This is a genomic window from Streptomyces sp. NPDC047841, assembly GCF_040704085.1.
In the GTDB taxonomy this organism is placed as follows: Bacteria; Actinomycetota; Actinomycetes; order Streptomycetales; family Streptomycetaceae; genus Streptomyces; species Streptomyces argyrophylli.
In genome coordinates this window covers 189,139-202,789 of sequence record NZ_JBEYRP010000015.1, presented here as the reverse complement: position 1 = coordinate 202,789, position 13,651 = coordinate 189,139, and the positions used below count along the sequence as shown (strand labels likewise).

At 68.9% G+C, this 13,651-nt stretch carries 14 protein-coding genes; 8 read left to right on the top strand and 6 right to left on the bottom strand.

Annotated features, from left to right (window positions below):
* Window positions 1-39: 39 nt before the first annotated feature.
* Window positions 40-1,596 carry a glycosyltransferase 87 family protein gene (locus tag AB0947_RS26220; protein ID WP_366752763.1) on the top strand — a complete coding sequence of 519 codons (1,557 nt, stop codon included), beginning with the start codon at window positions 40-42 and terminating at the stop codon, window positions 1,594-1,596.
* Window positions 1,597-1,660: 64 nt separating this feature from the next.
* On the opposite strand, the gene AB0947_RS26215 is transcribed toward AB0947_RS26220, so the two are convergent.
* From AB0947_RS26215 to AB0947_RS26205, 3 genes are all read right to left on the bottom strand, one after another.
* Window positions 1,661-2,692, bottom strand: a complete 1,032-nt coding sequence (locus AB0947_RS26215; protein ID WP_366752762.1) for an alanine racemase — start codon at window positions 2,690-2,692, stop codon at window positions 1,661-1,663.
* Between the two features lie 85 nt (window positions 2,693-2,777).
* Entirely contained in the window at window positions 2,778-3,896 is a 1,119-nt protein-coding gene (locus AB0947_RS26210) for a peptidoglycan bridge formation glycyltransferase FemA/FemB family protein (protein ID WP_030640113.1), read from the bottom strand.
* A gap of 120 nt (window positions 3,897-4,016) precedes the next feature.
* Window positions 4,017-4,331, bottom strand: coding sequence for a hypothetical protein (locus AB0947_RS26205; protein ID WP_366752761.1), 315 nt, complete (start codon window positions 4,329-4,331; stop codon window positions 4,017-4,019).
* A gap of 273 nt (window positions 4,332-4,604) precedes the next feature.
* On the opposite strand from AB0947_RS26205, the gene rpsF reads away from it, so the two are divergent.
* The 4 genes from rpsF (at window position 4,605) to rplI (ending at window position 6,337) form a co-directional block, all read left to right on the top strand.
* On the top strand, window positions 4,605-4,895 hold the full coding sequence (gene rpsF / locus AB0947_RS26200; RefSeq protein ID WP_014673750.1) for a 30S ribosomal protein S6: 291 nt from the start codon (window positions 4,605-4,607) through the stop codon (window positions 4,893-4,895).
* 80 nt (window positions 4,896-4,975) lie between these two features.
* Entirely contained in the window at window positions 4,976-5,554 is a 579-nt protein-coding gene (locus AB0947_RS26195; RefSeq protein ID WP_366752760.1) for a single-stranded DNA-binding protein, read from the top strand.
* Window positions 5,555-5,635: 81 nt separating this feature from the next.
* Complete coding sequence (rpsR, locus tag AB0947_RS26190; protein ID WP_003949403.1) at window positions 5,636-5,872, top strand: 30S ribosomal protein S18; 237 nt, start codon at window positions 5,636-5,638, stop codon at window positions 5,870-5,872.
* Between the two features lie 18 nt (window positions 5,873-5,890).
* Entirely contained in the window at window positions 5,891-6,337 is a 447-nt protein-coding gene (rplI, locus tag AB0947_RS26185) for a 50S ribosomal protein L9 (RefSeq protein WP_030640106.1), read from the top strand.
* 131 nt (window positions 6,338-6,468) lie between these two features.
* Here the strand turns inward: rplI and AB0947_RS26180 are convergent, their stop codons facing one another.
* On the bottom strand, window positions 6,469-7,806 hold the full coding sequence (locus AB0947_RS26180) for an MATE family efflux transporter (protein ID WP_366752759.1): 1,338 nt from the start codon (window positions 7,804-7,806) through the stop codon (window positions 6,469-6,471).
* Window positions 7,807-8,287: 481 nt separating this feature from the next.
* On the opposite strand from AB0947_RS26180, the gene dnaB reads away from it, so the two are divergent.
* Together dnaB and AB0947_RS26170 are read left to right on the top strand one after the other, a co-directional pair.
* The gene (gene dnaB, locus AB0947_RS26175) at window positions 8,288-9,766 is read left to right on the top strand and encodes a replicative DNA helicase (RefSeq protein ID WP_366752758.1); all 1,479 of its coding nucleotides are present in this window, start codon (window positions 8,288-8,290) and stop codon (window positions 9,764-9,766) included.
* 105 nt (window positions 9,767-9,871) lie between these two features.
* Entirely contained in the window at window positions 9,872-11,257 is a 1,386-nt protein-coding gene (locus AB0947_RS26170; RefSeq protein ID WP_366752757.1) for a serine hydrolase domain-containing protein, read from the top strand.
* Between the two features lie 65 nt (window positions 11,258-11,322).
* Here the strand turns inward: AB0947_RS26170 and AB0947_RS26165 are convergent, their stop codons facing one another.
* Window positions 11,323-11,775, bottom strand: coding sequence for a GNAT family N-acetyltransferase (locus AB0947_RS26165; protein ID WP_366752756.1), 453 nt, complete (start codon window positions 11,773-11,775; stop codon window positions 11,323-11,325).
* 9 nt (window positions 11,776-11,784) lie between these two features.
* Window positions 11,785-12,243 (bottom strand): MarR family transcriptional regulator, encoded by a 459-nt coding sequence (locus AB0947_RS26160; protein WP_366752755.1) that lies wholly within the window; start codon window positions 12,241-12,243, stop codon window positions 11,785-11,787.
* Window positions 12,244-12,389: 146 nt separating this feature from the next.
* Between AB0947_RS26160 and AB0947_RS26155 the strand changes: the two genes are divergently transcribed.
* On the top strand, window positions 12,390-13,598 hold the full coding sequence (locus AB0947_RS26155) for an MFS transporter (RefSeq protein ID WP_366752754.1): 1,209 nt from the start codon (window positions 12,390-12,392) through the stop codon (window positions 13,596-13,598).
* Window positions 13,599-13,651: the final 53 nt, after the last annotated feature.

Sequence of the window (13,651 nt, the reverse complement as noted above, 5' to 3'; positions counted from 1 at the left end):
CTCGGTGTTTTCCCAGCCGGGTACGGCAGGATGTGCCCCATGCCCAGTGCAGAGATGACGCCCGCGAGCATGCACGAGCCCGAGTCCGTGCGGTCCGCCGTGGCGGAGCCGGTGCAGCCGACCAAGGAGGACGAGGTCGCCGCCGCCGGCAGTGAGCTGATCGGTGGTCCCCTGGGGCGGCACGCCCTGCTGGGAACCTCCTGGTGGACCCCCGTGCGGGTCGTGGCGCTCGTGGCGATCGGCATGTTCGCCCTCGGCCTGGTCCAGAAAGCACCCTGCTACCACAGCGGCTGGTTCTTCGGAGCGAGCAGTCAGTACACGCACGCCTGCTACTCGGACATCCCGCACCTCTACCAGGGCCGCGGGTTCGCCGACCATCTCGTGCCGTACTTCGACAGGCTCCCCGGCGACATGGACTACCTCGAATACCCGGTGCTCACCGGGCTGTTCATGGAGGTGGCCTCCTGGCTGACCCCGCACAGCGGGAGCATCCAGCACCAGGAGCAGTGGTACTGGTTCGTGAACGCCGGGATGCTGATGGTGTGCGCCGCCATCATCGCCGTGTGCGTGGCCCGTACCCACCGCCGGCGCCCCTGGGACGGTCTGCTGGTCGCCCTCGCGCCCGCCCTCGCGCTGACCGCGACCATCAACTGGGACCTGCTGGCCGTGGCGCTCACGGCCGCCGCGATGCTGATGTGGTCCCGGGGCCGCGCCCTCGCCTTCGGTGTCCTCCTGGGGCTCGCCACGGCCGCCAAGCTGTATCCCGTACTGCTGCTGGGGCCGCTGCTGGTGCTGTGCTGGCGGGCGGGCAAGTGGCGCGCGTTCTTCCAGGCCGCGTCCGGCGCGGTGGTGGCCTGGCTCGTGGTCAACCTGCCCGTGATGATCACGCATGACGCGACGGGCTTCCACATCCGCGAGGGCTGGGCGAAGTTCTACACCTTCAGCAAGGAGCGCGGCGTCGACTTCGGCTCCTTCTGGCTGATCTGGGCGCAGAACTCCAGCAGCCCGCCCACCACCGAGTTCGTCAACACCGCCGCCACGGTGCTCGTGGTGCTGTGCTTCCTCGGTATCGCCGCGCTGACGTTCACCGCCCCGCGCCGGCCGCGCTTCGCCCAGCTGGCCTTCCTGATGGTGGCCGCCTTCATCCTCACCAACAAGGTCTACTCCCCGCAGTACGTCCTGTGGCTGGTGCCGCTGGTGGTCCTCGCCCGGCCCAAGTGGCGGGACTTCCTGATCTGGCAGGCCTGCGAGGTGGCGTACTTCCTGGGTATCTGGCTGTACCTCGCCTACACGACCAGCGGGGACGCTCACAAGGGCCTGCCGACGCAGGGCTACCACTGGGCGATCGTCGTGCACCTGCTGGGCACGCTGTACCTGTGTGCCGTCGTCGTGCGGGACATCCTCATGCCGGAGCGGGACGTGGTGCGCCGGTCCGGCGACGACGATCCGTCCGGCGGAGTGCTCGACGGCGCCGAGGACGTGTTCGTGCTCGGCGCGGAAGCCCGTCCCCCGCACCACGCCGACCACTTCGAGGGGCCTCAGGTGGACTGGGGTCGGCCGAAAACGCTGACCCCCGAAGACCGCCGTTCGCTCTGAGCGAACACGTAGAAGGCCGTATCCGGGAGCACCGGATACGGCCTTCTCGTCGTTCTCGACGGGCTCAGCGGTCCACGAGACGGTCGAACTGGGTCGTGGTGTGCCGCAGATGGGCCACCAGCTCGTCGCCGACCTTCGGCTCGGGGGCGTCCGAGGGCACGAACAGGATCGACACCTGCATGTGCGGCGGCTCGGCGAACCAGCGCTGCTTGCCGCCCCAGACGAACGGGGAGAGGTTCCGGTTGACCGTGGCGAGCCCCGCCCGGGCGACGCCCTTGGCGCGCGGCATGACGCCGTGCAGGGCCTTCGGGGCCTCCAGACCCACCCCGTGCGACGTTCCGCCCGCCACGACCACCAGGAAGCCGTCAGAGGCCGCCTTCTGCTGCCGGTAGCCGAACCGGTCGCCCTTCGTCACGCGCGTGACGTCAAGGACGGCACCGCGGTACTCGGTGGCGTCGTGGTCCCCCAGCCACAGCCGCGTGCCGATGCGGGCGCGGAACCGGGTCTGCGGGAACTGCTGCTGGAGCCGGGCCAGGTCGTCCGCCTTGAGGTGGCTGACGAACATCGTGTGCAGCGGCAGCCGTGCCGCGCGCAGCCGGTCCATCCAGCCGATGACCTCCTCGACGGCGTCCGAACCGTCGGTGCGGTCCAGCGGCAGATGGATGGCGAAGCCCTCCAGCCGGACGTTCTCTATGGCCTGGTGCAGCTGGGGCAGGTCCTGCTCGCTGATGCCGTGCCGCTTCATCGAGGACATCACCTCGATGACGACACGGGCGCCCACGAGGCCGTACACGCCGTCGATCGACGACACCGAGCGGACGACCCGGTCGGGCAGCGGCACGGGCTCCTCGCCACGCCGGTACGGCGTGAGCACGAGCAGGTCGCCGCTGAAGAAGTCCTTGATGCGCGCGGCCTCGTAGGTCGTGCCGACGGCGAGCAGGTCGGCACCGAGCCGGGTGGCCTCCTCCGACAGCCGTTCGTGCCCGAAGCCGTAGCCGTTGCCCTTGCAGACCGGGACGAGTCCCGGGAACTGCTCCTGCACGTGCTTGTGGTGCGCCCGCCAGCGCGCGGTGTCGACGTAGAGCGTGAGCGCCATGGCCGGACCCGGAACCTTTCTCGTGGCTGCGGTGAATCAGAGGTGTGAGAGCTGTGAGGGCTATGGAACCAAACGCCCGCGCGGCTCAGCGCCGCGACATGTAGATGTCGAGCGCCTTGTGGAGCAGCTTGTTCAGCGGGAAGTCCCACTCGCCGAGGTACTCGGCGGCCTGGCCGCCGGTGCCGACCTTGAACTGGATGAGACCGAAGAGGTGGTCGGTCTCGTCCAGCGAGTCGGAGATGCCGCGCAGGTCGTAGACGGTGGCGCCGAGCGCATAGGCGTCGCGCAGCATCCGCCACTGCATGGCGTTGGACGGCCGGACCTCGCGGCCGATGTTGTCGGAGGCGCCGTAGGAGTACCAGACGTGCCCGCCGACGATCAGCATGGTCGCCGCCGAGAGGTTCACCCCGTTGTGGCGGGCGAAGTACAGCCGCATGCGGTTGGGGTCCTCGGTGTTGAGGGCCGTCCACATGCGCTGGAAGTACGACAGCGGGCGGGGCCGGAAGTGGTCGCGGACGGCCGTGATCTCGTACAGCCGCTGCCACTCGGGCAGGTCCTGGTAACCGCCCTGGACGACCTCGACGCCGGCCTTCTCGGCCTTCTTGATGTTGCGGCGCCACAGCTGGTTGAAGTTCTTGTGGACCTCTTCCAGGGAGCGGTTGGCCAGCGGCACCTGGTAGACGTACCGGGGCTGCACGTCGCCGAAGCCGGCACCGCCGTCCTCGCCCTGCTGCCAGCCCATGCGGCGCAGCTTGTCGGCCACCTCGAAGGCGCGCGGCTCGATGTAGTCGGCCTCCAGGTCGCGCAGGCGCTTGACGTCCGGGTCCTGGATGCCCCTCTTGATCGTGTCGGCGTTCCAGCGGCGGATGATCACCGGCGGGCCCATCTTCACGGAGAAGGCACCCTGCTGCTTCAGGTGCGCCAGCATCGGCTGGATCCAGTCGTCCAGGTTCGGCGCGTACCAGTTGATGACCGGGCCCTCGGGCAGATAGGCGAGGTAGCGCTTGATCTTGGGCAACTGGCGGTAGAGGACCAGGCCCACGCCGACCAGCTGGCCGCTCCGGTCGAACCAGCCGAGGTTCTCCGAGCGCCACTCCGCCTTCACATCTGCCCATGCCGGGACCTGCATGTGGCTCGCCGCCGGCAGGCTCTGGATGAAGGCCAGATGCTGCTCGCGACTGATGGTCCTCAGGGTCAGGCTCATTCGGGGCGCTCCTCGGGCTGGTGTGTCCCCATGGGTACAGGGGCTCCGGCTCTCGCGCCGAAGCCTACTGCGCCCGGCGAGCGCCCCGACTGGGCGTACGGGGCTTTGAGCCCGGTGAGGTCAGCTGATGACCCCGCCGAACAGGCCGCCGTGGGCCATGCCGATCAGAAAACCGACTCCGGCGGCGCCGAGACCCAGGACCAGACCGAACCGCTGCCGCGTGGTCACCGAGATCCACTGTCCGTACACGCCCGTGGCCAGTGCCACCAGGCCCGCCCACGAGGACAGCAGGTGAAGGCTGTGGAAGAAGGACGTGATGAAGGACAGCAGACCCAGGACGAACGTGACCACCATCAGGGTGTCCTGAAGCGGATGGGACTTGCCGTCCGTGGCGAAGAGGGAACCGGCGGTGTTGGGTCGCAATGCCTGTGCCATGGGCACCTCCTGCGGAAGGCGGCGCATCGTAGCGCCGTACACACCCGATGTGTACAGATTGTCGGGGACGACGGGCGGATTTCAACCGGAAGCGTGGGTGCGGGTAGTCTGTACCGTCTGCACTGGTGTCTGCCCAGACCTGTCCAGGTCACACTGCGGGCTTCCCTGAGGGAACCCCGATTGTCAGTGGCGGCCGATACCGTTGCGTACGCATCACAACCCTCCTGCCACGGAACGACCGTGGCCGCTGAGTCCAAAGGAGGTGGGTTCCACATGCGTCACTACGAGGTGATGGTCATCCTCGACCCCGATCTCGAGGAGCGCGCTGTCTCCCCGCTGATCGAGAACTTCCTGTCCGTCGTCCGTGACGGCGGCGGCAAGGTTGAGAAGGTCGACACCTGGGGCCGTCGTCGTCTCGCCTACGAGATCAAGAAGAAGCCCGAGGGCATCTACTCGGTCATCGACCTGCAGGCCGAGCCTGCGGTCGTCAAGGAGCTCGACCGCCAGATGAACCTGAACGAGTCGGTCCTCCGGACCAAGGTCCTCCGTCCCGAGACCCACTGAGCCCTCCCGCTCAGCTGATCCCGGGATTCGAGTAGCAGCAACAAGCAGCCAGAGCAGCAAACCCGCCGAGAGGTTCCCCCATGGCAGGCGAGACCGTCATCACGGTCATCGGCAATCTTGTCGACGACCCCGAGCTGCGCTTCACCCCGTCCGGTGCGGCGGTCGCGAAGTTCCGCGTCGCGTCCACTCCCCGCACCTTCGACCGCCAGACGAACGAGTGGAAGGACGGCGAGAGCCTCTTCCTGACCTGCTCGGTCTGGCGTCAGGCGGCGGAGAACGTCGCCGAGTCGCTCCAGCGAGGCATGCGCGTCATCGTGCAGGGCCGGCTGAAGCAGCGGTCCTACGAGGACCGTGAGGGCGTCAAGCGCACGGTCTACGAGCTGGACGTCGAGGAAGTCGGCCCCAGCCTGCGCAACGCCACGGCCAAGGTCACCAAGACCGCCGGTGGCGCTCGCGGTGGCCAGGGCGGTTACAGCGGCGGTGGCGGCCAGGGTGGCGGCGGCTGGGGCGGAGGCCCCGGTGGCGGCCAGCAGGGCGGCGGCGCTCCGGCCGACGACCCGTGGGCGACCGGCGCTCCCGCCGGTGGCAACCAGGGTGGCGGCGGCTGGGGCGGAGGCTCCGGCGGCGGTGGCGGCTACTCGGACGAGCCCCCCTTCTAAGCCTTCGGGCCAGGCCTTCAGGGCCGGTCCGGGTCGAGGGCGGGTCGTATCCCAACTTCTTGATCACACAGGAGAAACACCATGGCGAAGCCGCCTGTGCGCAAGCCGAAGAAGAAGGTCTGCGCTTTCTGCAAGGACAAGGTCACGTACGTGGACTACAAGGACACGAACATGCTGCGGAAGTTCATTTCCGACCGCGGCAAGATCCGTGCCCGCCGCGTGACCGGCAACTGCACGCAGCACCAGCGTGACGTCGCCACGGCCGTCAAGAACAGCCGTGAGATGGCGCTGCTGCCCTACACGTCCACCGCGCGCTAAGGGAAGGGTGACCGACTCATGAAGATCATCCTCACCCACGAGGTCTCCGGCCTCGGTGCCGCGGGCGACGTCGTCGACGTCAAGGACGGCTACGCTCGCAACTACCTGATTCCGCGGAAGTTCGCTATCCGCTGGACCAAGGGTGGCGAGAAGGACGTCGAGCAGATCCGTCGTGCTCGCAAGATCCACGAGATCCAGACCATCGAGCAGGCCAACCAGGTCAAGGCCCAGCTCGAGGGCGTGAAGGTCCGTCTGGCCGTCCGCTCCGGCGACGCCGGCCGTCTCTTCGGTTCCGTCACCCCGGCCGACATCGCGTCCGCGATCAAGGCTTCCGGTGGCCCCGAGGTCGACAAGCGCCGCATCGAGCTGTCCGCTCCGATCAAGACCCTGGGCGCCCACGAGACGTCCGTGCGTCTGCACCCCGAGGTTGCCGCCAAGGTCAACGTCGAGGTCGTCGCGGCCTGATCGCCGCGTGATCGCCGCGCTCGCTTGAGCCGGTGAGGGGCCGCACCCTTTCTGGGGTGCGGCCCCTTTCCCATGGCCTCTTTCTCATGGCCGGGCTTCCACGACGGGACGGCATGTTTCACGTGAAACGGTCAGCGGGTCGCGCCCGTCACGATCCAGCGGCCCGAGCGGCTCCGCAGCCACAGGGTCAGCATCCGGATCGACATCATCAACATCATGGCGCCCCAGAGGGCGGTGAGGCCGCCGCCGAGTGAGGGAACGAGCAGGGCCGCCGGTGCGAACACCACCAGGGTGACGACCATGGCCCAGGCCAGATAGGGGCCGTCCCCCGCTCCCATGAGGACGCCGTCAAGGACGAAGACGATCCCGCAAACGGGCTGCGACAGTGCCACGAGGAGCAGGGCCGGCAGAGCGGCGTCCTTCACCAGGGAGTCGCCGGTGAACAGCGGCAGAAAGAGTGGTCGTGCGGCCACGACGAGAAGGCCCAGGACGACACCGGTCGCGACGCCCCACTGGACCATGCGACGGCAGGCTTCACGGGCTCCCTGGGTGTCGCCCGCTCCGAGGTAGCGGCCGATGATGGCCTGTCCCGCGATCGCTATCGCGTCGAGTGCGAAGGACAAGAGGTTCCACAGGGACAGGACGATCTGGTGGGCGGCGATGTCGGCATCGCCGAGACGGGCCGCGACCGCCGTGGCGATCATGATGATGGCCCGCAGGGACAACGTGCGGACCAGCAGTGGGACGCCGGCCTGAGCCGAGGCCCGGATGCCGACGGCGTCCGGCCGGAGAGAGGCGCCGTGCCGACGGGCCCCGCGGACGACGACGGTCAGATAGACGGCCGCCATGCCGCACTGTGCGATGACCGTGCCCCAGGCCGAACCGGCGATACCGAGCCCTGCGCCGTAGATGAGCCCCGCGTTCAGTGCGGCGTTGGCGATGAATCCCGCGACGGCGACATAGAGCGGGGTCCTGGTGTCATGCAGGCCGCGCAGCACTCCGGTCGCGGCCAGGACGATGAGCATGGCCGGGATGCCCAGCGCGGAGATGCGCAGATAGGTGGTGGCGTAGGGAGCAGCGGTCGTCGAGGCGCCGAGGAGGTCCACGATGCCGGGCGCGAGGGGCAGGACGACGGCGATGACGGCGATGCCGAGCAGCAGCGCCAGCCAGATGCCGTCCATGCCCTGGCGGATGGCTGCCGTGAGATCACCGGCGCCGACGCGGCGGGCCACGCCGGCCGTGGTGGCGTAGGCGAGGAAGACGAAGACACTCACGGCGGTGGTGAGGAGCGCCGAGGCGACGGCGAGACCGGCGAGCTGCGCGGTCCCGAGATGGCCGACGATCGCACTGTCTGCCATGACGAAGAGAGGCTCGGCGACGAGGGCGCCGAAGGCCGGGACGGCCAGCGCGACGATTTCTCGGTCGTGCCGGCGCAGGGCGGCCTTGGGGATCTCTGGAGCCTGTGTCATGAGCATCAATGTAATCGTCCACAGGTAAGAGATGCAATCGGCTATTGATCCTTACTTTTGCTGGTGGGTCGTGTCCTTTCGGGTGCCGTTCGACGCGATCTTGGCCCGACTGGGGAAGTTTTTTCTCTGCACAGCCGGTGGATCGTAAAAATGCAGGTCACAGCCTTGGTCTCGGTGGGATCGAGGGCTTGTTCACAGGGCTTTCCACCGGGTCGTGCACAGGTTTCGGCGAGTTCTCCACAGCATCCGGGCCGTCGTCCACATGGCCTGTGGATAACCAGATTGGCTGACGGTGCCGACGGGCCTACGGTGGTCCGGCGCCCGCTCCCTCACCGGGCTCCGGAAACGTCCTTCTCCGGGCCGGGGAACCGTCACAAACCCGACGCGCCAGAACCGGAGTTGGGCGTCTTATTTGTCAGTGTCGTGCCGTACAACAGAGGACACGGCGAGGTCCGCCGTGCGGACGGGAGGAGGTGGCTCGGTGAGCATTTCCGAGCCCTTGGACGATCCGTGGGCCGACAGCGGGCCCAGCGATCGTCTGCCGGCCTCCCGTCGGCGGGGTGACGTCGGCCGGGGTCGTGACGAGCAGCACGACCGGGGCCGGGAGAACGGCGCCTGGGACGGCGGGGGTTCGTCCTTCGAGCGGGTCCCGCCGCAGGACCTGGACGCCGAGCAGTCCGTGCTGGGCGGCATGCTGCTGTCCAAGGACGCCATCGCCGATGTCGTCGAGATCCTCAAGGGCCACGACTTCTACAAGCCCGCGCACGAGACGATCTACCAGGCCATCCTGGACGTCTACGCCAAGGGCGAGCCGGCCGACCCGATCACCATCGCCGCCGAACTCACCAAGCGCGGCGAGATCAACAAGGTCGGCGGCGCCGCGTATCTGCACGGCCTCGTCCAGACCGTGCCGACGGCGGCCAACGCCGAGTACTACGCGGAGATCGTCCATGAGCGGGCCGTCCTGCGACGCCTGGTCGAAGCCGGTACGCGCATCACGCAGATGGGATACGCGGCCGACGGAGACGTGGACGAGATCGTCAACCGCGCCCAGGCCGAGATCTACGCCGTCACCGAGCAGCGCACCAGCGAGGACTACCTCCCGCTCGGCGACATCATGGAAGGCGCCCTCGACGAGATCGAGGCGATCGGCTCGCGCAGCGGCGAGATGACGGGTGTGCCCACCGGGTTCACGGACTTCGACTCGCTGACGAACGGCCTCCATCCCGGCCAGATGATCGTCATCGCGGCCCGTCCCGCCATGGGTAAGTCGACCCTCGCCCTGGACTTCGCGCGGGCCGCCTCCATCAAGCACAACCTCCCGAGCGTCATCTTCTCGCTCGAAATGGGCCGCAACGAGATCGCGATGCGTCTGCTGTCCGCCGAGGCCCGGGTCGCCCTGCACCACATGCGGTCCGGCACGATGACCGACGAGGACTGGACGCGGCTCGCCCGCCGCATGCCGGACGTGTCGGCCGCGCCGCTGTACATCGACGACTCCCCGAACCTGTCGATGATGGAGATCCGCGCCAAGTGCCGGCGCCTGAAGCAGCGCAACGACCTGAAGCTGGTCGTCATCGACTACCTCCAGCTGATGCAGTCCGGAGGCTCCAAGCGGGCCGAGAGCCGTCAGCAGGAGGTCTCGGACATGTCCCGTAACCTCAAGCTGCTCGCGAAGGAACTGGAGCTCCCGGTCATCGCGCTCTCGCAGCTCAACCGTGGTCCCGAGCAGCGCACCGACAAGAAGCCGATGGTCTCCGACCTGCGTGAGTCCGGTTCCATCGAGCAGGACGCCGACATGGTCATCCTGCTGCACCGCGAGGACGCGTACGAGAAGGAGTCCCCGCGTGCGGGCGAGGCGGACCTGATCGTCGCCAAGCACCGAAACGGTCCGACGGCCACCATCACGGTCGCCTTCCAGGGCCACTACTCGCGTTTCGTGGACATGGCCCAGACCTGATCCACCGGGTGCGGCCACGGTCACGGATGGGGCGCGGGCGGGCACGGCCGGGGGCGCACGGCAAATGCATTCGACGCGCGCCCCCGCACCAGGTGGACTGGGTCCATGACGACAACTCAAGAAGCGCTGCTCCCCGCCACCCGCCGGGCCTTGCTGCACCGGATCGCCGTCGCGCAGGCCGAAGGACGGGCTCCGTCACTGGTCGCCGCGGTGGTCCGGGACGGGCAGGCCGTGTGGCACGGGGCGCGGACCTCGGTGGACGGGCACGGACCGGACGAGACCGTGCAGTACCGGATCGGGTCCATCACCAAGACCTTCACCGCCGTACTGGTGATGCGGCTGCGGGACGAGGGCGTCCTCGACCTCGGTGACCCGCTGGAGAAGCATCTGCCGGGCACCGGTGCGGGGGAGTCGACGATCGTGGAGCTGCTCGCCCACACCGCGGGGCTGGCGGCCGAATCACCCGCGCCCTGGTGGGAACGGACGCCCGGCGCCCTGCGGCCCGAACTGAGCGATGTGCTCGGGGAACAGCCCCTCCTGCATCCCGTCGGCCGCCGGCACCACTACTCCAATCCGGGCTACACCGTCCTAGGCGCCCTCGTGGAAGAGCTGCGCGGCGCCCCCTGGGAGGAGGTGCTGCGCGCGGAGATCCTGGAGCCGCTGGGCCTGCACCGGACGAGCACGCAGCCGGAACCCCCGCACGCGGGCGGATGGGCGGTGCACCCGTGGGCCGACGCGATGCTCCCCGAGCCGATGGAGGACCTGGGCCGGATGGCGCCGGCCGGTCAGCTCTGGTCGACGACCGGGGATCTGGCGCGGTTCGCCGTGTTCCTGGCCCGGGGAGACGAGCGGGTCCTGAGTGCGGAGTCCGTCCGGGAGATGCGTACTCCGGCGGCGCCCGCCGAGGCCGCGGATGTGGTGGACGGGGTCACGTACGGTCTGGGCATGCAGATCCAGTGCCGTGACGGCCGGCTGCTCGTCGGTCACTCCGGTTCCCTGCCGGGGTTTCTGGCGAACCTCACGATCAGCGTGGAGGACGACGTGGCCGCGGTGGTGCTTGCCAACTGCACCAGCGGTCCGCTGCTGGGTGCCGTGGGAGCGGACCTCGTCCGGATCGTCGCGGAGGCGGAGCCGCGGATCCCCGAGCCCTGGCGGCCGCTGCGTGAGGCGGATCCGGCGGTGCTGGAGCTGGTGGGGCAGTGGTACTGGGGCACTCACGCCTTCGGCCTGCGCGCGACCGCGGACGGCCTGCTCGCGTTGGCACCCCTGACGGGTGGCGGACGGAAGGCCCGTTTCCGTCCGAACGGCGACGGCACCTGGACCGGGCTGGAGGGCTACTACGCCGGTGAGCTGCTGCGGCCCGAACGGCGCCCGGACGGATCGGTGAGTCACCTGGATCTCGGCTCATTCGTGTTCACCCGGCAGCCGTACGCCCCCGAGGCACCGGTGCCTGGTGGCGTGGACCCGGAGGGATGGCGGGGCATCGGCTAGCCCGGATGCATACAAGGGGTGTGTTTCACGTGAAACACACCCCTGTCCCGTTCTTCGGGTCGCCGTCAAAGACGGAGCTTGAAGCCCTCGTGTGAGGCGGTGAAGCCCAGCCGCTCGTAGAAACGGTGTGCGTCGGTCCGCGTCTTGTCGGACGTGAGCTGGACCATCTGGCAGCCGAGCTGTCGGGAGGTGTCGATCGCCCACTCGATCAGCCGGCTCCCCAACCCGCTGCCCCGCTCATCGGCGTGGATGCGCACGGCCTCGATCAGCGCGCGCGTGGCCCCCTTGTGGGAAAGCCCGGGGATGATCGTCAGTTGGAGGGTGCCGATCACACGGCCTTCGCGCACGGCGACGACGACGTGCTGATGGGGGTCGGCAGAGAGGCGTTCCAGCGCGTTCCGGTACGGCGTGAGATCGTCGGGCGACTCACGCTGGACCCCGAGCGGGTCGTCGGCGAGCATCGCCACGATCGCCGGGAGGTCGTCAGCGGTCGCGGCGCGAATCTCAAGATCGTCCATAGGCGCACCCTATGCGGGCACGTTCAGGGACTCCACCACGCGCACCAGCGGTGCGAGTTCCGGGCTCTGGGCGGCACTGTCCAGGGCCTCGCGCAGGGCGGCGTCATTGGTGGGCCGCGCCTCCTCCAGCAACCGCAGGCCCGCCGGGGTGACGTTGGTGTAGATGCCGCGCCGGTCGGTGGGGCACAGATAGCGCTCCAGCAGGCCGCGGTCCTCCAGCCGGGTCACGAGGCGGGTGGTGGCGCTCTGGCTGAGCACGACCGCGTCGGCGACCTGCTTCATCTGCAGATGGCCGCCCTCCCCGTCGTGCTGTCTGCTGAGGACATCCAGCAGTGAGTACTCGCGGACGCTCAGGTCGTGTTTGGCCTGCAGAGCGCGCTCGATGTGCGCCTCGATCCGTCCGTGCAGCGCAGAAAGGGCGCACCAGCCCTGTGCGAGGGCGGTGAGCGCGGGGTCCGTCGCTGTCATTGGCGTTCTTCCTCCGTCCCGGAGTTGCTGCACCCCCAGGGTAGACCACCGGCGCAATAGTCGTCGGTTGCATTTATCCCGCGCCTGCAACTATTGTGGTCGAACGCAAAGCGCTCCTGCAATCTTCTGGGAAGGTGTACCCCTTCATGCCTCTCGCGCTTCTGGCCCTCGCGATCGGGGCCTTCGGAATCGGAACGACCGAGTTCGTGATCATGGGTTTGCTGCCCGAGGTCGCGGCCGACTTCGGGGTCTCCATCCCCACGGCGGGCCTGCTCGTGACCGGCTACGCGCTCGGCGTGGTCATCGGCGCGCCGCTGATGACCGTGCTCGGCACCAAGGTCCCGCGCAAGCGGATGCTGATGCTGCTGATGGGCCTGTTCATCGCCGGAAACCTGCTCTCGGCCGTCGCCCCGGCCTTCGCGGTCATGCTGATCGGACGGGTCGTCGCCTCGCTCGCCCACGGCGCCTTCTTCGGCATCGGCTCGGTCGTCGCCGCCGAGCTGGTCGCGCCCCACAAGAAGGCCGGCGCCATCGCCATGATGTTCACCGGTCTGACCATCGCCAACGTCGTCGGCGTCCCACTGGGCACGTTCATCGGGCAGAGCGCAGGCTGGCGCGTCACCTTCGCCATCGTCGCCGCCCTCGGTGTCGTCGGCCTCGCCGGTATCGCCAAGCTCGTTCCGGAGCTGCCGCGGCCGGAGGGCGTACACCTCCGCCACGAGCTGGCCGCCTTCAAGAACGCGCAGGTCCTGCTGGCCATGGCGATGACCGTCCTCGGCTTCGGCGGTGTCTTCGCGGCCATCACCTACATCGCCCCGATGATGACCCACATCGCCGGCTTCGCCGACGGCTCCGTCACCTGGCTGCTGGTCCTGTTCGGCCTCGGTATGGTCGGCGGCAACCTCATCGGCGGCAAGTTCGCCGACCGCGCCCTGATGCCGATGCTGTACGTCTCCCTGGGCGCGCTGGCCGTCGTCCTGGCGCTCTTCACGCTCACCGCCCACAACAAGATCGCGGCCGCGGTGACCATCGCTCTGATCGGCGCCCTCGGCTTCGCCACCGTGCCCCCGCTGCAGAAGCGCGTCCTCGACCAGGCACACGGCGCTCCGACGCTCGCCTCGGCCGTCAACATCGGCGCCTTCAACCTGGGCAATGCCCTGTCCGCCTGGCTCGGCGGCATCGTGATCGCGGCCGGCTTCGGTTACACGTCCCCCAACTGGGTCGGCGCCGCCCTCGCCGCCGCCGCCCTTGTCCTTGCCTTCGTCTCGGCGGCCCTGGAGCGCCGTGACGGCGCCCGGGGGAGCGTGACGGCCTCCGGCACGGCGGTGGACCAGCGGGCGCCCGTCCACCACTGAGCGCCCGCGCCCCGGGCGCCTCACAGCAACAGACCTCCGTACCGATCCCTCGG